The organism is Paenibacillus chartarius (genome assembly GCF_042432825.1).
Taxonomy (GTDB): domain Bacteria; phylum Bacillota; class Bacilli; order Paenibacillales; family NBRC-103111; genus Gordoniibacillus; species Gordoniibacillus chartarius.
The window spans coordinates 346,927-366,341 of the sequence record NZ_JBHLWN010000031.1 but is presented as its reverse complement, the minus strand read 5'-3'; the positions used below and the strand labels follow the sequence as shown (position 1 = coordinate 366,341).

Sequence of the window (19,415 nt, the reverse complement as noted above, 5' to 3'; positions counted from 1 at the left end):
TTGGCCGCACATCATGGGGGTGGATGCAAGAGTGAAGAAACGTCTGTTAACTATCGTTTCAGCGGCGGCCATCGTATGGGGCAGTATGTCCGCAACCATTTACGCCGACGCTTCTGTAACGGTAAACGTCAGCCAAACGCAAGTTAATCCCGGCAACAGTTTAACCATTTCCGGCAACTCGATTTATCCGCAAGTCATCATCAAAGTCATTAATAGTACGAATAACACCGTGTTTTATATAGATACAGCTAGTACGGATTCTTCCGGCAACTTTACGAAGACGTTCACGATCCCGACTGGCGCCGATCTAGGCTCGTACGTGACGGTAGCCGGTTCCGCTACGGATGTAAGCAAAGCAACCTTCGTTGTTGCCGCTCCTAGTAACGGTGGCGGCGGAGGCGGCGGAGGCGGCGGTGGCGGAGGTGGTGCCACAACTGGCAATACGGACAAACCGGCCACACCGACCACGCAGTCTGAGATCGTCCCCATCACAGAAACGGTCATTGAAACGGTTCAGCAGGGCGTTGTTACAGCCAAAGTAGATTCAGCCAAACTGAGCGAAATCGTTACGAGCTCGGGTCCTCAGGCGAAGGTATTTTCGGTTGACGTACAAGGTACCGGTGATACGATCAAAACAGAACTGACGCTCGAGCTTTTAGCTCGGATGGCTGAGAAGAATCCTTCGTCCGTTCTGCAAGTCAACACCAACATCGGCAAATACAATCTGCCAACCAACGTAGATGCGCCTACTCTAGCTAAAACTCTCGGGGTAACGGAGAAGGACGCAGTGATTACAATTACGATCGAGAAGGCCAAGCCGGACGTGTCGTCGCAGGCTGAACAGACGGCCTCCGGCCTGGGAGCCTCGATGATCGTTTCACCGGTTGATTTCAAGGTGGATGTAACCGGCGCGAATGGCCAGCGCCAGGAGCTGAGCTCGTTTGCTTCCTACGTTTCCCGTTCCGTGCCGCTGGTTCAGCCGGTTGACGCCGAAAAGTCTATAGGCGTTCTGTACGATCCGACGGCAAAGACCCTGTATCCAATACCAACGTGGTTTGAGAACAATCAAGCCACCATGCTGAGAAAAGGTAACAGCATTTATTCCATCATCACAAGCTCCAAGACGTTCGATGATTTGTCCGGCCATTGGGCTAAAAAGGATATTGAGCAGCTTGCCAGCAAATTGATTGTGAGCGGCGTGGATGATCAACATTTTGTGCCGGATTCCAAAATCACCAGAGCAGAATTCGCCACTCTTCTTGTTCGTGCGCTTGGCATTGAGCAGCGGAAGGCGGAGGGATTCAAGGACGTGCGGGCCGACGATTGGTTCGCAGGCAGCGTCGGAGCCGCTCAAGAGGCTGATTTGATCAATGGATATGAAGACGGCACCTTCCGTCCAAATGAGGTCATTTCCCGCGAACAGCTCGCGGTCATGATTGCAAGAGCGATGAAGTTCGCAGGCACCGAGGTTAAAGCAGACCGCACCGTACTGAATCCATTCGTCGACCAAAGCAACATAGCGGATTGGTCCAAGGACGCTGCCGCACAATCGGTGTCAGCAGGGATTATTCAAGGCATGACGGATACGTCGTTTGCGGCGAAAGAATCGGCTACGAGAGCTCAAGGAGTTTCCATTCTCAAGCGGATGCTGCAATACGTTAAGTTTATGAATTAGTTTACATCATGGATAGTCAGAGGCTGCTCGGTTCGAGCGGCCTTCCTCTTTTTGTAGTCCAAATGAACGAATAATAGTCGAAAAATACTGACTTTAGCATTCCTTCAGAACTAATTCAATGTTAGAATATTCATAACGATGCAAGTTGATAGAGGTGACGTATGGGTAGAAGAAAATCGAAAACAAAGCAGTACACAGCGAATACGAAAATCGCGGCCGCATTAGCCGCAACGCTGGGGATCGTTCCCGCGGCGGCTCCCGCTGCATATGCCGCTGCCGAGCCTTTCACAATCCTCGGTCAACCGGGCGAATCAAAAACGATTAAGCTGGCAACCAACAGTTTTTCAACTTTTAAAATTGACGCCGAGACTCCGGGGGCGGGAAATATCGCCGAATGGCAGTTGAACGGGGCGTTCCTCAATGTCAAGCTGCGCAGTGCCGGATTTGCCAAGTTGACGGTCACCAATATGGTAACGAGCCAGCAGCAAACCGTGAACGTCAACGTCATCGGGCTAGGCGCCAACGGCAGGGCGGATATCGGCGACCTCGTCAGCCATATGTATCAATATGGCTCCCAAAACTCGTTTAAGGCGACTGATTTAGCGACGGCGATCGAAACGCAGGTTGCGCCGGTTGCCAGCGAAATGCCGTTCAATCATGCACCCAAGGTCGTACGGGTTCCCGAGGCACGGTATAAGACGCAAAATGAATTGATGCCGTACATTGATGTGACCCAATTCTTCGACGATGAGGATCCGGACGATTTTTTGCGCTACTCTATCGACTATAATCCTACCAGCACCGGACTCCGTGCAAGTCTCGTATCCGGCTCGCTCCTGTCGGTGACCGGCTTCGAGAATAATGACAAAACGATTTCCGTCACCGCAACCGACCGCGCCGGGCTCTCCGCATCGACGTTAGTAGTCGTCAAACCGAACCATGCCCCGACAGTAAGCAGTGTGACGTATAGTGTATATGCGCCGATCGGGTATGTAGACACAACCGTAGAGCTGAACAAATTAGTGAAAGATGCGGACAATGATACGCTGACATTTATTTTGAATGAAGGCTCCGAGCATCAGAACGGTGTGAACGCATCGATATCCGGTTCGAAGTTGCAGCTGAGCGGAACGATGACGGCTCCGTCACGGTTCTATGTCCTTGCTAACGACGGAAAGAGCGCGAACACGGTAACGGCTGAGGTGTATTTGGACCCCGAGGCCCCGCAGCACGTCAACCGCCCGCCTTTCGTCATCACCGCTTCGCATACGTATGAGAAGCCTTATCTTGCTGAACTCGAACCGATTGACGTGTCCGCCGATTTCAGCGATCCGGACGGCGATTCGCTCGTTTACGCGGTCTCGCCTCAGACGGAAGGCGGGGTAACCGCGTCGATGAGCGGAAGCTGGTTAACGTTCTCGGGCAGCCTGTTCTCCGATGCGGCATTTACCGTTTATGCCGAGGATCCGCAAGGCCTTCGCAGCGGCTATGCGACATACCAATTTGTTGCCATACCGCCAGTCAATCATGCGCCTTCAGCACATCCTTACAACTTTACGTTCCCGTACGACAGCGGGGACAGCGTGACGGGCGTAACGTACAATCTGGACAACATTTTTACGGATGCAGACAATGACACCCTGACGTTCGGTATCAATGAAGGTCAATCGACAAGCGGGGCTACTATTTCGGCAACGATTAACGGCTCGACATTGTCGTTCAACGGAACGTACACAGGGTCCCCTGTGCATTACGTCATATATGCTGAGGATTCAAAGGGAGCAAGAGGCGAAGCGGTGTTTACCTTCAAATCGTATGAGGATTTGGAGGCGGTTCAGTCCGAGGTTATCGTATATGAGCAGTTCTATCATGATGAAAAAGATAAGAGACGAGGGGTGTTCTTCCCTGTCAATTTAAGAGACAACTTCATACCGAAAAACGGCGGAACGATGTCTTACACGGTCGATGAAGCGCCGGCATGGAATGTAAACGGGGTTAAAGTCGACAAAATTGAGCACGATCAATTGTATTTCGCCGGAGACTTGAAGGGGACGGAAGCTGCGTTTACGATAACGGCGACGGAAACGGCTCCTGGCGGAAGAACGTCCTCGGCGTCAGCTGTCTATAAAGTGAGAGCGAATACGGTTCCTTCGGTGACTACGGATACGTATCGTGAGTTGCTGTTCGATGGCGACCCGCTGCCCGAGCCGATCGATTTGACGGAGCTTTTCTACGATATGGACGGAGATACGTTGAGCTACGATGCAAAGGTGATCAGCGGTTCGGGCATTACGCCATTGATTACCGGCAATATGTTCAGCTTAACCGGCAGCTTGACGGAAGATGTGACGATTAAGATTTGGGCGAAGGACAGTAAACGCGGAGAAAATTACGTTACGTACACTTTGCTGCTGGGCGGCACTCCGAGAGTGATCGAAGCTAACATAACGGAATATTTCACCGTGAACGGAGCGGATGGCGGAGAGAACGTATTTAACTTATCCGAAAATTTCATCGGGGTCGGTACAGGTCCGCTGACGTTCACCGCCGAGCAAATCGGTACAACGGTACCGGATGTGTATGTGGATGGAGAAGCGCTGCCATCCGGCTACCTTGTATTAAGAGGTAATCTGCCGGAAGGGAAGACCGTATCCTATAAAGTGACGGCTTCGCAGACGATTCGCGGAGAAGAGCTCAGCTCGGAGGCCGTGTATACGTTCTCGAGAAACCATAAGCCGGTCGTGACATCGAGCTATTACGAGGATGACTATTACAAAGTTATCCGGGACGGCGATTCACTGCCGCAGCTGGACTTGTCTCAGCTGTTTAAAGATGATGACGGCGATGCTTTAACGTATGAATTGTGGTTCGATCCGGAGCAGTACATAACCGCATACAGGGACGGAAATATCGTCAGATTCGACGGAAATTGGGACTCGCGCAAAGCCCAGTTTGACATTGTTGCCAACGACGGGAAGTATAAATCCGGCGCTCACATCCATTATGAGCTCGTTCCTCCGGTCTTCGAGAGCAATGTCACGCATTATGCATTGAACGGGGAGATTCCATATATTAACCTGTGGGACAATTTCAACAAATCGTCGGAATCGGAAGAGTTGAGCTTTGAGATTGTGAACGTAGTTCCGGAAAATGCGGAGCTCTCGGAAGAAGACGGATGGATCTATTTTAACGAAAACTTATATTCCGGTTCTATCGAACTTACCGTGAAAGCGACGGAAACGACTGCGGACGGAACGAAATTCGATTCGCAGGCCATTTACACCGTATTGCCGAACACAGCCCCTACGGTGACCGATGAGTATAATAATTATTCGATCTATATCGAAGAAGGACAAACGCTGCCGACTTTGAACTTGTTGGACATCTTCCAAGATGCCGACGGGGATACACTTGAGTATTCAGCAGACTGGTATGGTGATATTGAGCCGATCGTTACCGGCACAGAGCTGACGTTCACCGGCGATTTGACCGAAAGGGCGGTGATCTACCTCTATGCGGAAGACAAAAAGGGAGGCCATGTGAATACCCGGATTACTTTCAGGCCGCTGAGCAACCCGACGGTACACGAAAATAGCGTATCGTTGTACCAGAATAGAACGCCTAACAATGACGTTTATCTTCCAATGGCGGATTTGAGCGGGAACTTTACATCAAGCCATGGAGGGGATCTGGAGTATTCTGTGGTAGGAGACAATCCGGCGGACGGCTTGACCGCTTACTTTGCAAGCGGCAATCTGTACTTTACAGGCGAGCTGACTGGGCCGGAGGCAACGTTTATTGTTAAGGCTGCGGAACCTTACAAGCCGAGCTATTACGCGACCGCATCGTATACCGTATACCAAAACAACGTGACTACAGTATCTTCAAGCAGCTATGAGCTTACGCTGGAAGACGGCGAGCCGCTGCCTGACATTGATTTGAATACGATTTTCTCGGACGGCGATCAGGACGCGATCGATTACGATGTTTACACATACATGAGCGGCGGGTTGACGGCGAGCATCAGCGATTCGGGGGTATTGAGCTTTACCGGCCCTCTGGCATCTATGGCTACCTTTACGGTCACGGGAACCGATCACAAGTCAGATCCGGTGTACTACTATGTGAATTTGAAGCCGATTCGGAATCCGGTCGTCAAAGTGAGTGAACCTGTTATTTACTGGACGGATGGCGAGCTCCTGAAAGAACCTTATGGCTCCGAGTATATGTGGAATATGTTCGAGTCGACCGACGGTGGAAATTTATCGTATTACCTGATGGACGGTGCGGCCGAAACGAACCAGTTGAATGTAGGCGGTTTGACCGTGAACCTTGACTACGGGCAGCTCTCATTCAGCGGCACGTTGAACGATGACGAGGCCATGTTTACGGTGAAAGCCAAGGAAGAGTTTAACGGGAAAACGTTTGAGTCAACGGTGCCGTATCGGATCTTGAAAAACGCGAAGCCGAGCCTGACGAAGCCGCTGCCGCTGATCAACGCGGTGCCGAATGAATATGTACCGATAACGACGATCGATCTCCGGGATTATTTTACCGATTCGGATAACGATACGATCACCTTCGAATATGATTGGAGCTCGGCTTCAGGCGCACTAATGGACTACATTGTAGATGGACATAAGCTGGTATACAGCGGAACGTTTTGGTCCGGGGGTTACTTGTACTTCTACGCTTCCGACGGAAAAAGTGCTCGGCAGCGGTACGGCATCGAAGTCAATACGCCTGTCACAACGAAAGACGGGGTATCCACGAACGAGTACTATACGCCTACAGTGAGCGGTTCGAGCCCTTACGTATCTTTGTATAATAAGTTTTACGATCGGGAATCGAATGAGCTTTCGTTCAGCCTGTCCTCTACGTCCAGTTTGATGACGGATGAGAGCAACGGAGTGACGGCCACGCTGGATAGCGGTAATTTGGTACTATCAGGAAGCTTTGACAACTGGTCGACTCCGGCTACGTTCATGGTGACAGCGACGGACGGTAAAGGTCCGGCTTTGACGGTGCCGTATACGATCAATCCGATTATCGATTTGGCGGACTCTTATACGGTGTATGAAGCGGAGGGGCTGTCGCTAAGCTTGAAGCCGCTCTTCATCGGCGGTACGGACGGGCGGATGTATACGGTGGACACATGGATCCCGGGAACGTATGGTTCGGAGCAGGATTGGGTTCATACGGATGAAACCGATCCGTTTTATCCTGTGATTGAATTTGCCGGCCATGCGGAATCGCGTCCTACGGATGCGTTGATCAATGTGACGATAAGCAATACGTCCGAGGAGCAGCTGACAGGCAAGACCGTCACGCTCAGAGCTCCGGCTGATCCACTAACCGAACCTGTTGATTATGTATTCATCAACTTGAATATTGATACGGAAAGTGTTGTAGAGAACTTGTATGAGCTGTATGCCGCTGCCGATGCCGGGATTACCTCAGCGACGCGATTCACGATCGCTGCTATGGAATGGACAGGCATGGAGAGCAATGATCTGGCACCAACGGTGACGATGGAAGGAAACGATTTGAAGGTGAAGTCAAACGGCTTAGGTCATGGTTACATCACCCTCGTGGGTACCGATCCGACAACGGGGAAAGGGATCATCGATCGCTTTGCAGTTATCGTGGATCACCCAGTATGAGTGCAATAGAGATTCTTATCGGCTTGCTGCAGTCGGGCCGGCATGCCGAAGCGGAAGCGCAGGCTGCCGCGGCGCTCCGGCAGCAGCCGCTGCAGGCGCAGCTGTGGGTGCTGCTCGGGCAAGCGCTGCAGAGCCGCGGCTCCGGCGCCGCGGCGGCGGCCGCCTACGAGCGCGCCTGGCTGCTGGATCCGCAGGCGACGTGGGTGGCGGAGGCGCAGGAGTCGCTGCGGCCGGTGCCGCAGGGCTCGCGCCGACCGGACATCGAGGAGCTGCTCCGCTGCAAGCCGGTGACCGTTACGGCCGGTATCATTGCCAGAGATGAGGAGCGTTCGATCCGGCGATGCATCGAGAGCTTGCTGAACGCCGTGGATGACATCGTCCTCGTCGACTGCGAGTCGCAGGACCGCACGGTGGAGATCGCTCGGGAATACGCGAAAGTGCGTGTTGTGTCGGCGGTATGGCAGAATGACTTTGCGGCGCTGAGGAATGCCGGGCTTGCGGCGATGAACACGGATTGGGTGCTTTGGGTCGATGCGGACGAGCATCTTCATCCGGCCGATATCGCTGCGGTGCGGGAAGCGGCTGGATTGTTTGACGAGCTGAAGGCGCCGCCGGTGCTCTATATTTGGCAGGTGAACGAGAAGCAAGGCGCGGTTCACCATGAATTTTCGCAGACGCGGATGTTTCCCTTGAATCGGAATCTGCGGTACTACGGCCGCGTGCATGAGCAGGTCATCGCCCTAGGGAAGGGGATGTTCGCGTCGGAAGCGTACCGCCAGCCGGTGCGGATTCGGCTCCTGCATGACGGCTATGAGCCGGAAATGATGCAGCGCAAGGGGAAAATCCGGCGCAATCTCGACTTGCTGCGCATGATGGTCGAGGAGGAGCCGGACAATCCCGGCTGGTGGCTGTATTATGCGAGAGAGTCGCTGGCGGACGGAGCGAAGGACGAGGCGCTGCGCGGTTTGCACGAAGCCGAGAAGCATGCGGGGCGGCAGCCGCATTTTGCGAGAAGGCTTGATGTGTATATGCTGCAGGCGAAGCTGTATACGGAGCGGGAAGAGCTGGACGCCGCCGAGCGGGCTTGCCGGAAGGCGCTGGAGCTGGAGCCGCATTATCCGGACGCGCAGTATTATTTAGCCTTGCTGCAGATGAAGCGCGCCCGCCAGCTGCACCGGGAAGCCGAGAAGCTGCTGCGCGGCGCGAAGAAGGGCTTTGAGCAGTACCGCGGCACGGTGTCGCCGGATCACGAGATCCGGCGCTGGCGGGCGGACGCCTCGCTCGCCGAGGTGGCGAAGGCGGCCGGGAAGTTCGGCGATGCGCATCGGATATTCACGCATTTGGCGGAGACGTATCCGGATGTGAAGCCGAAGCTGGAGAAGCCGCTGGAGCGAATACGGGAACAGCTGGTGAAAATCGAAGATAAGTAGGAAGAAGCCCCCGACCGCGACGATGGTGCCGCCGGTGGGGGCTTTTTGCCTTTACAGCAGACGTCCGCCTTCGAGGCGGTACGTGCGGCCGTATTCCGGCAGCAGCTGTACGCCGGACTTCGGCAGCAGCAGCTCGGGATGGAAGCTGTGAAGAGGCACGAGCGTCGGCGGATCGATCATGTCGGCGATGTACTTGAGGTTCTCGGCCGGAGCGTGGCCGGAGCAGCGAACCGCGGCGAAAGGCAGGCCGAGGCTCTCCAGGAAGGCAAGCAGCTTGCCGTAGGTCGGGTCGAACGAGCCGAGCGGTACGCCGTCGCTGTGCACATAGATGCCGCCAGACGTATCCAGATCAAGCAGCTCCAGCAGGTTGCCGTACGTGTTTTGCAGCAGGTAGCGGGAAGGACTGCGGTTCACACCAGCAGCGTTGATCAGTACGGATCGAATGGCGGTTTTACGCAGCCAGCCGGGCGCTTTGCCGGCGGCGAGAAGCCGGCTGGTCGTATCCGATTCGTAGACGAGGAAGTCCCGGCAAGCGGTCATCGTGTGCAGCAGGTACGCGGATTCCGGCTCGAATACGGCCATCCGGCCTGCCTGCCGGGCAGCTTCGGCCATCGAGACGAGGCGCTCGACATTGCGCGGGGCCGTATTGACGAGGGCGAGCCCGTTCGCAGCGAGCAAGCGGTTCGCCACCAGACCCGGCATATCCGGCTCCCGCGTCCAGCCTTCGGGAAGCTCCCGCGACGGCGCAAGGTCCGCGGGCTTTACGTCCACCGGCAGTCCGTCGTCGTTCGGCAGGTTCAGCATCGTGCCCTCGATGATGAGAATGTCGGCGCCGAGCTCCTTCGCCTTGGCCATCATCGCTTCCGTCCATTCCGGATGATTGCCGTGGAAGCGCAGGTCGCCGGTATACAGAATCGTGCCGTCCGGCGTGCGAATATGGAATGCGCAGGCGCCGAGAATATCGTGGTCGACCGGCAGAGCGGTCACCTCGATGGCTCCGATGCGGACAGGCTGCAGACCGCCCGGCATCGCTTGAAAACGGTGGCGGGAACCGGCGACGCCTTCGCCGATCTTATGCAGACGGCGGTACAGCCGCCGTGACATACGGCTCATGTAAACCGGAATGTGCTCCGGGATGAGGCCTATACCCAGCATATGATCGTAGTGCAGATGAGAGATGAACACTGCCGTTCGGGCGTCCCTTTCTCGATCGAACGGACGAATGCCGGACAGCCCGCGCAGCTGCTCGGCCTCATATAAGCCGTCGACGCCCGGCAGCGTGCCGAGGCGGATGTAATCGTGCAGCAGGGCGCCTTGACGCAGCCGGACTTGACCGTCCAGCACATTCGCTGCGGGATTGTACGCTGCGCCGAAATCGAACACGATTTTCGCGTCCTCATATTGTACGGTAACGACGGTGCCGCCGATCGTGCGCAGTCCGGACCAGAACCGGACCGATGTTTTGGAGGATGCAGACATGGCGGTAGACTCCTTTAGCAAGTTGCATTTGGAATATCGGGAAGAAAGAAAGGATCGCGCCGGGGCGGATCCTTTCTCCTCTAGCAGTAAGCGTATTATTTTCCGGCAGCGGCCTTCGCTTTCGCGATTTCGTCGTTTGCAGCTTTCTCCGCGTCCGCCAGCGCTTGTTCGATGGACTTCTTGTTAAGGTTCACGTTCTCGACTTCCTTGATCAGCACGTTCTGGATCGCGTTCGCACCATAACCGCGGTAGTAGAAGTAGCCGTCTCCCAGCTGCTTTTCCGCTACGCCCTGGTTCGGGTTCGACTTCACGAAGTTTTTGTACTCTTCGGAGTTGGAAGCTGACGTACGCACCGGCAAGTAACCGGTTTTCATCGCCCAGTAGGCGGTATTCTCGGTGTTGATCAGGTGCTTCAGGTACATCCAGGCGGCAAGCTTCTGCTCATCGTTAGCCGTGTTAAAGACCGATACGTTCGTGCCCTGGATGACCGCAGCGGCCTTCTTGCCCTTCGGCAGCGGAGCGACCGACCACTCGAACTTGCCGGCGACAGCCTTGTCCACGAAGGTCAAGCCCGCGGAGGAGCCGATGTACATCGCGACGTCGCCGCGGCCGAACGGCTCGGACATGAACTTGTCTTCGCCTGCAAGCCGGCCCGTGCCGTCCTTGATGAAGCTGTTGATGAACGTCAGCGCTTCTTTGCCTTCCGCCGAGTTGAACAGCGCCTTGCCGGCCTTCTCGTCGATAAAATTACCGCCGGCTTGACGAACGTACGTGTTGAAGTCGAGGCCGACGGAGTTTTCAAAGCCCATGCCGAGAATTTTGCCCTTGCCGTCCGGCTTGTCCTGCGTTACTTTCTTCGCAGCGTCCTTCAGCTCGTCCCAAGTGGTAGGCACTTTAGCTCCGGCTTTGTCGAGCAGCGTCTTGTTGTAGAACAGCACGTTCGTCGACTTGTTGAAAGGTACGGAATAGAACTTGCCGTCCCACGTGTTGTTGTCGCGGTACACTTGGGCGATGTCGTTCAGCTCGTCCTTCGTCCAGCCGTACTTGGCGTCGTTGATGTACGGAGTCAGATCGGCGGCGACACCGTTTTCGATAAATTCGTTGTTCCAGTTTTCGTACGTTTGCGACAGCGTCGGGGTGTTCTTCGCCTTAGCCGCCGCCGTCAGCTTCTGCTGCAGGTCGTTGTAGCCGCCCTGAGGAACGAGCTTCACTTTGATGTTCGTATTTTTCGCGGTAAAATCGTCGGTAATTTTCTTCAGCGCTTTTTCCTGCTCGCCGGTCATCGCGTGCCAGAATTCGATCTCCACCTGCTTGCCTTCGATGCTGGTCGTAATGCCCGTTGCCGGTGCAGCCGCCTTGGCAGGCTCGCTGCCGCTCGCCGTACCGTTCGATGTGCCGTTAGCAGCGCCGTTATTTGCCGCATCGCTGCCGCAAGCCGCAGCTGTCGCTGCGAATACGAGCGTAAGCCCCAGGGTTGCCAATTGCTTTTTCATCATTACGTGTTCCCCTCCGATAATGGTTGAATTTATTTATGATTGCAGGGGCTGAGATTACCCCTTTAATCCGCCGCGGGATATGCCTTCCACGATTGAGCGCTGCAGGGCAGCGTAGAGCAGCAGCATCGGCGCCACGATCATCATCGAGGCCGCCATCAGCAGCTCATAGTTCAGGTCGGTTTCGGAAAAGAAAGCGGTCAGCCCGACAGGCATCGTGCGCATCTCCTCCGAGTTCGTCATAATGAGCGGCCAAAGGAAGGCATTCCACGAGCCGATCGCCTTAAGCAGCGCGATGGTGACGAGCGCCGGCTTGCTGAGCGGAACCATGATCCGCCACAGGAAGCCCCAGTCGCGGCAGCCGTCGATGCGGCAAGCGTAGTAAAGCTGCTGCGGAATGCCGAGGAAGTATTGGCGCAGCAGGAAAATGGCGAACACCGAGGCGATCCACGGGATGATGAGCGCTTCGTAACGGTCGAGCCAGCCGAGCTCCGTCAGCGTGATGTAGTTTGGGATGAGCAGCATTTCCTGCGGCACCATCATCGTCGCGAGCAAAATCGCAAACAGCGCATCCCGTCCGTAAAAACGCAGCTTGGCGAAGGCGAACGACGCCAGAATCGTCGTGACCAGCTCGCCGACCGTGCATAGGAAGGTGACAACGACACTGTTGATCATGTACCTGCCAAACGGCGCGGCCTGCCATGCTGTGACATAGTTCTGCCATTGTAAGCGGGACGGAATCCATTTGGGCGGCAGGACGATCACCTCGGAGCTATGCTTGAGCGAGGTGCTGATCATCCAGAGAAAGGGGAGCAGCATGAGAATGCTCCCGGCGATAAGCAGCGCGTAAATGAGGGCGAGCGCCCATGGCTTGGTCGTCGTGCTCATGTGTAATGCACCCTCTTCCGGGCGATGTACATTTGGATCAAGGTGAACAGCAGCGTTATGACGAACAGCGCATAGGAGGCCGCCGAGGCAAGGCCGAATTTGTTCTCGACGTAAAATTTTTCAAAAATGTAGTAAACGATCGTCATCGCACTGCGGCCCGGCCCCCCGTGCGAGGCGATTCCGCCGAACATGGCGAATATTTCGTCGAACACCTTCACGGACGTGATAAGCGATACAATCGAGATGTAAAATGTCGTCGGCGACAGCAGCGGCAGCGTAATGCGCCGAAACCTTTGCCACGGTCGGGCGCCGTCCACGCGGGCGGCGAGGTACATCTGCTTGTCGATCGACTGCAGCCCGGCGAGAAAAATGATGACGTTGTAGCCGAGCCCCTTCCATATGCTGAAAATGATCAGCGAGGGCATGGCCCATTCCGGGGTGGTGAGCCAGCCGATCCGGCCGATGCCGAACCAGCCCAGCATTTCGTTCAGCAGCCCGTAGTCCGTATGGAAAATCCACTTCCAGACGAGCGACACCGCCACAACAGAGGTCACAACCGGCAAAAAGTAGATGGACCGGAAGAAGTCGCGGCCCTTGATGTTCGACGTCAGCAGCATCGCAATCGCCAGCGAAATCAGCATTGTGAGCGGCACGGTGCCGACGACGAAGACGGCGGTATTGCGCAGGGACTGCCAAAATTCCGGGTCGTTCACCATCGTGACATAGTTGCCGAAGCCCCGTTCGAACACGATGTTTTTGTAGAAGTTGTACTTCGTGTACAAGCTGATATCGAACGACTTAACGATCGGGTACAGGGTGAAAATGAAGACGACGGCGAGCGCGGGAAGCAGGTAGAGCAAGGCATACGCCGCCTGGCGCAGCGTCGGGCGTTCGTTCATACGCGGGAGCCGCCTCCCGTTGTGGTATCGGCGGCGTTCGCGCGGCCCGCGCTGCTGCGATCGTCAGCGGAAGCGCTGCCGTTGCCGTTAGCGGCGGCGTTGACGCTTGCTCTTGAGGAAGCGCCGCTGTCCGCAGGAGCGCGGACAGCGCTGCTCGCGCTGGCGGCGCCGCTGTGCGCGCCTGCGCCCCCGCCGCTGCCGGCGTCGGGCCCGCTGCCGCCGCGCAGCTCCACCGGCCCGGCGAGCCTCGCCCCGCTCGCCGGGTCGAACACGTGCGCCTTGCCCGGGCGCACGTTCAGGCGGAGCGCTTCGCCGACCTCGGCGCCGCGCTCCTGGGGCACGTACAGGCGCACCGGCGTTGCGCCGATCTGCGCGCGCAGCAGCGTGTCGCGGCCGATCGTCTCGACGTGCGAGACGACGGCCGTGGCGACCGCGCTGCCGGCGCCGGCCTCGGCCAGCGTCCAGTCCTCCGGACGGACGCCGATCTTGACGGCGCGGGCTCCGGGCTCCGCGGCCTCCAGCACGGCGGTGCGCCCGTCGGCGCTGAGCGCACCGTCCAGCACGTTCATCGGCGGCGTGCCGATGAACTGTGCCGCGAACAAGTTCGCCGGTTCGCGGTACATCGCCACCGGCGCGGCGTCCTGCTGCAGCTTGCCGCTTTGCAGCAGGACGATCCGGTCGGCGATGCTCATCGCCTCCTCCTGGTCGTGCGTCACGAACACCGTCGTGATGCCGACCTGGAGCTGGATGCGCCGAATTTCCTCGCGCATCTCCAGGCGCAGCCGCGCGTCCAGGTTCGAGAGCGGCTCGTCCAGAAGCAGCAGCCTCGGCTCCTTGACGAGCGCTCTCGCGATCGCTACGCGCTGCTGCTGGCCGCCGGACAGCTGGCCCGGCCGGCGGTCGAGCAGATGGCCGATCTGCACCGTATCGGCCATAGCCCGAGCCCGCTCGAGCGCTTCGCGTTTTGGCGTCCGTTTCATTTTCAAAGGGAATAGAATATTGTCCAGCACGGTCATGTGAGGGTAGAGGGCGTAGTTTTGGAACACCATGCCGATTTCGCGGTCCTCGGGCTCCAGCTTGTTGACGACGTTGCCGTCAAACCGCACCTCTCCTGACGTCGGCTTGTAGATGCCGGCGAGCGCGAACAGGGTCGTGCTTTTGCCGCAGCCGCTCGGCCCGAGCAGCGCGACCAGCTCGCCGCTCCGAAATGCAGCCGACAATTGGTCCACTGCGGTGACGGAACCGAACTGAATCGTAACGCGATCTAATTCTATCTGCAAAGAAGGGGTCCTCCTGTCGAACGATGTAGTTACCGACGCCATTATACGTTCCGTTCGTTTTCCCCCTGTCAAGTGACCGTAAAGAAATTGTAAATAGGGCCAAGTTGCTCCGAATTTTGGGGCAAGCTAGGAACACATCCTATTTACTGGAGTGATACCTATGGCAGTCAATTCGGCGCCGGGAGCGGCAACAAGCGTCATTATGCGTCTGGAAATGCACAAGGAGCGCGTCACGTTCGGACAGATCGCCACAGCTATCGGTGAAGGCGGCGGCGATATTGTGGCGGTGGACGTCAGCCAGGCAAGCGGCACGACGACGATCCGCGACATCACCGTGCAAATGAGCGATTCGAGCCATACCGACACGATCGTCGCCAAGCTGAACGCTTTGGAAGGCGTAAAAATTATCAATATATCGGATCAAACCTTCCTGATGCATCTTGGAGGGAAGATCGAAGTCCAGGCCAAAATGCCGATCAAAAACCGGGACGACCTGTCTCGCGTTTACACACCGGGGGTAGCGCGGGTATGCACGGCCATTCATGAGGACAAGTCCAAGGTGTATTCGCTGACGATCAAGCGCAATACGGTTGCTGTCGTATCCGACGGAACCGCCGTGCTCGGTCTGGGCAACATCGGACCTGAAGCCGCTATGCCGGTCATGGAGGGTAAGGCGATGCTGTTCAAGCAGATGGCGGGCGTCGATGCGTTCCCGATCTGCCTCGACACGCAGGACACCGAGGAAATTATACGGACGGTCAAAGCGATCGCACCGGCGTTCGGCGGCATCAACCTGGAAGATATTTCATCGCCGCGCTGCTTCGAGATCGAGCAAAGGCTGATCGCCGAGCTCGACATTCCGGTATTCCATGACGATCAGCACGGTACGGCCGTCGTTTTGCTGGCGGGACTCTTGAATGCGGTTAAGGTGGCGGGCAAGCGGCTGCAGGATTGCAAAGTCGTCGTATGCGGCATCGGCGCTGCGGGAATTGCATGTTCCAAAATGCTGCTCGCCGCCGGCGTAACCAACTTGATCGGCGTCGACCGGGCCGGAGCGCTGGTAAGAGGAGAAACGTACGGGAATGCGGCGTGGGCCTGGTATGCCGAGCATACGAACCCGCATCGCCTGACCGGACGGCTGTCGGATGTGATCGAAGGTGCCGACGTATTCATCGGGCTGTCGGGTCCGAAGGTACTGTCCGTTAACGACATTAAGAAAATGGCGGCGGATCCGATCGTGTTCGCCATGGCGAATCCGACACCGGAAATTACGCCGGAGGAGGCCGAGCCGTACGTGCGCGTAATGGCTACCGGCCGTTCCGATTACCCGAATCAGATCAACAATGTGCTGTGCTTTCCGGGCATGTTCCGCGGCGCCTTGGACTGCCGGGCTGCTCGGATCAATGAAGAGATGAAGCTGGCGGCGGCCCAAGCGATCGCTTCCGTGGTCAAGGAGGACGAGCTTAGCGAGCACTATATTATTCCGAGTGTATTTAACGCCGCTGTCGTCGAGCGGGTTCGCGAAGCGGTCATAAGGGCGGCTGTCGAATCGGGTGTTGCCCGCCGGGTGCGCGGACACCGCCAAGAAGAATAAATGAGGGAAACGGGAGCGTCAACAAAGGCGGCAAGCGTCAGTAACCGACCATATAAAAAGGCAGCGTAGTCCGGGAACGCCCTGCGTCCTCGACTCTCGCTGCCTTTTCACTTCATCACTATTACATTCAAACGAAAGCTTGGCTGATTATGCGTTGGGAAAATCAATCCCGGGGATAGCCGACGAACAATTGGCCCGGCGTCTCATAACCAGCGCATCGCCGAAAACGGACGCGTCCCTAGCATGACGCATACCGTCTCCGTTTGTACCCACAGCCTTCCACTTACACGTCCTTCGTCCACTCCCGAATCGTCCGGTCCGACGGGAGGAGAAACGTCAAAATTCCCAATATCGGCAAGAAGCTGCTTGCAATCATAACCGATTTCAAACCGTACAGCTCGATCAGGTAGCCGAACGCCAGCGCCCCAATGCCGCCCAAACCGAACGCCAAGCCGACGATGAGACCCGACACGGTTCCCACTTTCCCGGGAAATAATTCTTGCGCATATACGACAGTAACGCTAAAACTCGACAAAAGGATGAGCCCGATTACAATCAACAGTACATACGCCCAAGTTAAGCTTACATAAGGCAGCAGAATCGCAAGCGGCGCCGAACCGATCATCGAGAACCAGATGACGTTCTTGCGGCCGAACCGGTCGGCCAGCGGGCCGCCGAAGAACGTGCTCACCGCTCCGGCAATGGAAAACAGAAAGATGTACGTCTGTGCATCACTGAGCGTAACGCCGTAATGATCGCGGAGAAAAAATTGATAATAACCCGTAATCATGGCGTTATACCAGGATCTGCAGAACACTAGCAGAATGAGTACGATGATGGCGAATTGCAGCTGCTTTTTACGGGCAGGATCGATCGTCCGCGTAACCGCCTTTCTGGCGGTGCGTCCCCCCGAGGCAAGCACACCCCGATACCAGGAAGCGACGTACATTTGGACGGCTATCGCCGCAGCGGCGACTGCCGTGAAATATACGGCTCCGAACTGCCCCAAAGGGATGAAAATAAACTTCGCAAATAACGGGGCGAGCGATTGCCCGACGTTGCCGCCCACTTGGAAAATCGACTGCGCGAGCCCCCTGCGGCTGCCGGCCGCCATACTTGAAACCCGCGACCCTTCGGGATGAAAGGCTGCCGAGCCGAGTCCGACGAATATGACGGCGATCATCACCGTCATATAGGAAGGAGCGAAGGCGAGCGTCAGCATACCGATCAAGGAAAAGGCCATGCCCATCGGCAGCATGAACGGAGACGGTCTGCGGTCCGTATACATGCCGACGACGGGCTGCATGACGGAGGACGTAAAATTAATGGCAAACAGGAGCCAGCCGATCTGTGACATGGAGAGCTTTAAGGATTCTTCAAGCACACCGGCGATTGACGGAATGACCGACTGCATCGAATCGTTCAACAGATGAACGATGCTGATCGACAACAGGATGCGATACATGGTTGGTTTTGCGCTGCCGCCAGGCTGCAAGGTAGAGGTTGCGCCGGCTGCGGCGGCTGTGGTGCTTGACGACATTTCGGGTCGCTCCTCTCTCGCTAATGTTTTCGGATGAAACGACCGAGCGCTTCGCCCATCTTCACCTTGGAGCCGACTCCCAGATCGTCACGAGGCTTGAAAATACCGTTTTCCGTTAGCAGGACAACGGTAGAGCCGAATTCGAAATATGCGAGCTCTCCGCCGCGCTCCAAACGTTGCGGAAGCGGTTCGATATACCGGATGGAGCTCACATTCAGCGCGCCGACCTTGACGACCGCAATTTCACCCGCCTCCTCGCGAATGAAGGTGATGAGCCGTTCGTTTCGGGAAAGGACACGCCGCATATGCTTTAACCCAAAGTCGTTTACCGGATACACTTTCCCCGGCACATGCTCGGATTCCACAACGTCACCGGAGGCAGGAGAGTGGATTCGATGGTAGTCGGTCGGGCTTAAATAGAGAACAAAGCAAAAGCCGTGTTTATAATTCACTACTCGAGGCGAGCGGTTGAGGAGTTCTTCGACGGTATAGTCCTGTCCCTTTATGTTGAGGATTGCCCCTTCGTGAATCGGCCCCATTCCGGTAATCAGCGCGTCAACCGGACTAACGAGCGAATCCTTGTGGGTATCGATCGGACGCAGCCCTGGCTTTAGCCGGCGGGTGAAAAATTCGTTTAGTGTCGAATATTCATGCAGCGGCTTCTCCGCATCCTGAATGCGGATTCCGTATGCCTCGGCAAACTTTGGGATGAATTTGCGGCTGAGCTTCGATTTGGCGAGCGAACCCGTCAGTCGAGACACCCATTTGCGGGAGGAGAGCTCTGTCATTAAACGGTATAGAGGTTTTGCCATGATGCCGTTGGGTCTCCTGTCTATATAGGTTCTTGCGTTTCGTTCTTCGATAATATTGACATAGTTGGGACGGAATCGCAACCGCCGATTCGGGGCCCTCTGCATGAAAATGGCTGCAGCGGAGCATCCTGTAGGAAAGAGGTGGAAACGATGACCATTTTTGTTGGATTGGCCGCTCTTGCGGCGGTGTTCCTGCTGCTCCTAGCCCATTGGGTTTTGCCGCCTGCCCGTTATTGGATCGAAGGCCTGGCATTCGTAAGCGCCTACTTATTCGGAGTCATTGCAGCCGTTTACACGGGAAACGTATTGATCAACGGCACCGTCATGATGACGGATATTCACCATATCTTTCTCAATCCGCTGTTCCTGACCGCAGGCGCCTATCTAGGTGTATATGCGATGTACAAAATCGCGCTGGCGTGGTGGAAGCTCTGGAGAGCATAATTGATAATGTATAAATAGGTAAGAATATGTTGAAGTAAGTCGAAGCATCGAGCTTGCCCGGAGCGGCTCGAAGTTGCTTCGACTTTTTTTGCGTTCATTTTCCTCTGTTCGAGCTTAAGAAAATCTTATTATTGTTTTTACATTGTCATTACAAACAATGATTATGATTTTTTGGTATGACTCTATTACTACTTTTTTAAAATTCATTGGGAAGCAAG

At 56.0% G+C, this 19,415-nt stretch carries 12 protein-coding genes; 5 read left to right on the top strand and 7 right to left on the bottom strand.

Annotation, left to right across the window (positions count from 1 at the left end; all coding sequences use genetic code 11):
- Window positions 1-31 precede the first annotated feature (31 nt).
- The 3 genes from ACFFK0_RS09605 to ACFFK0_RS09595 all read left to right on the top strand — a co-directional run bounded on the left by ACFFK0_RS09605 (window position 32) and on the right by ACFFK0_RS09595 (window position 8,768).
- The gene (locus ACFFK0_RS09605) at window positions 32-1,675 is read left to right on the top strand and encodes an S-layer homology domain-containing protein (protein WP_377469921.1); all 1,644 of its coding nucleotides are present in this window, start codon (window positions 32-34) and stop codon (window positions 1,673-1,675) included.
- A 161-nt stretch (window positions 1,676-1,836) separates the two neighbouring features.
- Window positions 1,837-7,338, top strand: a complete 5,502-nt coding sequence (locus tag ACFFK0_RS09600; RefSeq protein ID WP_377469920.1) for a hypothetical protein — start codon at window positions 1,837-1,839, stop codon at window positions 7,336-7,338.
- Entirely contained in the window at window positions 7,335-8,768 is a 1,434-nt protein-coding gene (locus ACFFK0_RS09595) for a glycosyltransferase (RefSeq protein WP_377469918.1), read from the top strand. Before ACFFK0_RS09600 ends, ACFFK0_RS09595 begins: the two co-directional genes overlap by 4 nt.
- A 51-nt stretch (window positions 8,769-8,819) precedes the next feature.
- On the opposite strand, the gene ACFFK0_RS09590 is transcribed toward ACFFK0_RS09595, so the two are convergent.
- The 5 genes from ACFFK0_RS09590 to ACFFK0_RS09570 all read right to left on the bottom strand — a co-directional run bounded on the left by ACFFK0_RS09590 (window position 8,820) and on the right by ACFFK0_RS09570 (window position 14,807).
- The gene (locus ACFFK0_RS09590) at window positions 8,820-10,247 is read right to left on the bottom strand and encodes an MBL fold metallo-hydrolase (protein ID WP_377469917.1); all 1,428 of its coding nucleotides are present in this window, start codon (window positions 10,245-10,247) and stop codon (window positions 8,820-8,822) included.
- A gap of 95 nt (window positions 10,248-10,342) precedes the next feature.
- On the bottom strand, window positions 10,343-11,743 hold the full coding sequence (locus ACFFK0_RS09585) for an ABC transporter substrate-binding protein (protein WP_377469916.1): 1,401 nt from the start codon (window positions 11,741-11,743) through the stop codon (window positions 10,343-10,345).
- A gap of 54 nt (window positions 11,744-11,797) precedes the next feature.
- The gene (locus ACFFK0_RS09580) at window positions 11,798-12,628 is read right to left on the bottom strand and encodes a carbohydrate ABC transporter permease (protein WP_377469915.1); all 831 of its coding nucleotides are present in this window, start codon (window positions 12,626-12,628) and stop codon (window positions 11,798-11,800) included.
- On the bottom strand, window positions 12,625-13,527 hold the full coding sequence (locus ACFFK0_RS09575; protein WP_377469914.1) for a carbohydrate ABC transporter permease: 903 nt from the start codon (window positions 13,525-13,527) through the stop codon (window positions 12,625-12,627). The genes ACFFK0_RS09580 and ACFFK0_RS09575 overlap by 4 nt, the downstream gene beginning before the upstream one ends.
- Window positions 13,524-14,807 carry an ABC transporter ATP-binding protein gene (locus ACFFK0_RS09570; RefSeq protein WP_377469913.1) on the bottom strand — a complete coding sequence of 428 codons (1,284 nt, stop codon included), beginning with the start codon at window positions 14,805-14,807 and terminating at the stop codon, window positions 13,524-13,526. Before ACFFK0_RS09570 ends, ACFFK0_RS09575 begins: the two co-directional genes overlap by 4 nt.
- 202 nt (window positions 14,808-15,009) lie before the next feature.
- Between ACFFK0_RS09570 and ACFFK0_RS09565 the strand changes: the two genes are divergently transcribed.
- A complete protein-coding gene (locus ACFFK0_RS09565) occupies window positions 15,010-16,401 on the top strand; it encodes an NAD-dependent malic enzyme (protein ID WP_377469958.1) in 1,392 nt (463 codons plus the stop codon).
- A gap of 283 nt (window positions 16,402-16,684) precedes the next feature.
- Here ACFFK0_RS09565 and ACFFK0_RS09560 read toward each other — a convergent pair whose 3' ends face one another.
- The gene (locus ACFFK0_RS09560; protein ID WP_377469912.1) at window positions 16,685-17,941 is read right to left on the bottom strand and encodes an MFS transporter; all 1,257 of its coding nucleotides are present in this window, start codon (window positions 17,939-17,941) and stop codon (window positions 16,685-16,687) included.
- A 20-nt stretch (window positions 17,942-17,961) separates the two neighbouring features.
- Window positions 17,962-18,753: an archaetidylserine decarboxylase gene (gene asd / locus ACFFK0_RS09555; RefSeq protein WP_377469911.1), complete on the bottom strand. Its 792-nt coding sequence runs from the start codon at window positions 18,751-18,753 to the stop codon at window positions 17,962-17,964.
- A 150-nt stretch (window positions 18,754-18,903) separates the two neighbouring features.
- On the opposite strand from asd, the gene ACFFK0_RS09550 reads away from it, so the two are divergent.
- The gene (locus ACFFK0_RS09550) at window positions 18,904-19,197 is read left to right on the top strand and encodes a hypothetical protein (RefSeq protein WP_377469910.1); all 294 of its coding nucleotides are present in this window, start codon (window positions 18,904-18,906) and stop codon (window positions 19,195-19,197) included.
- The last annotated feature ends 218 nt before the right edge of the window (window positions 19,198-19,415 follow it).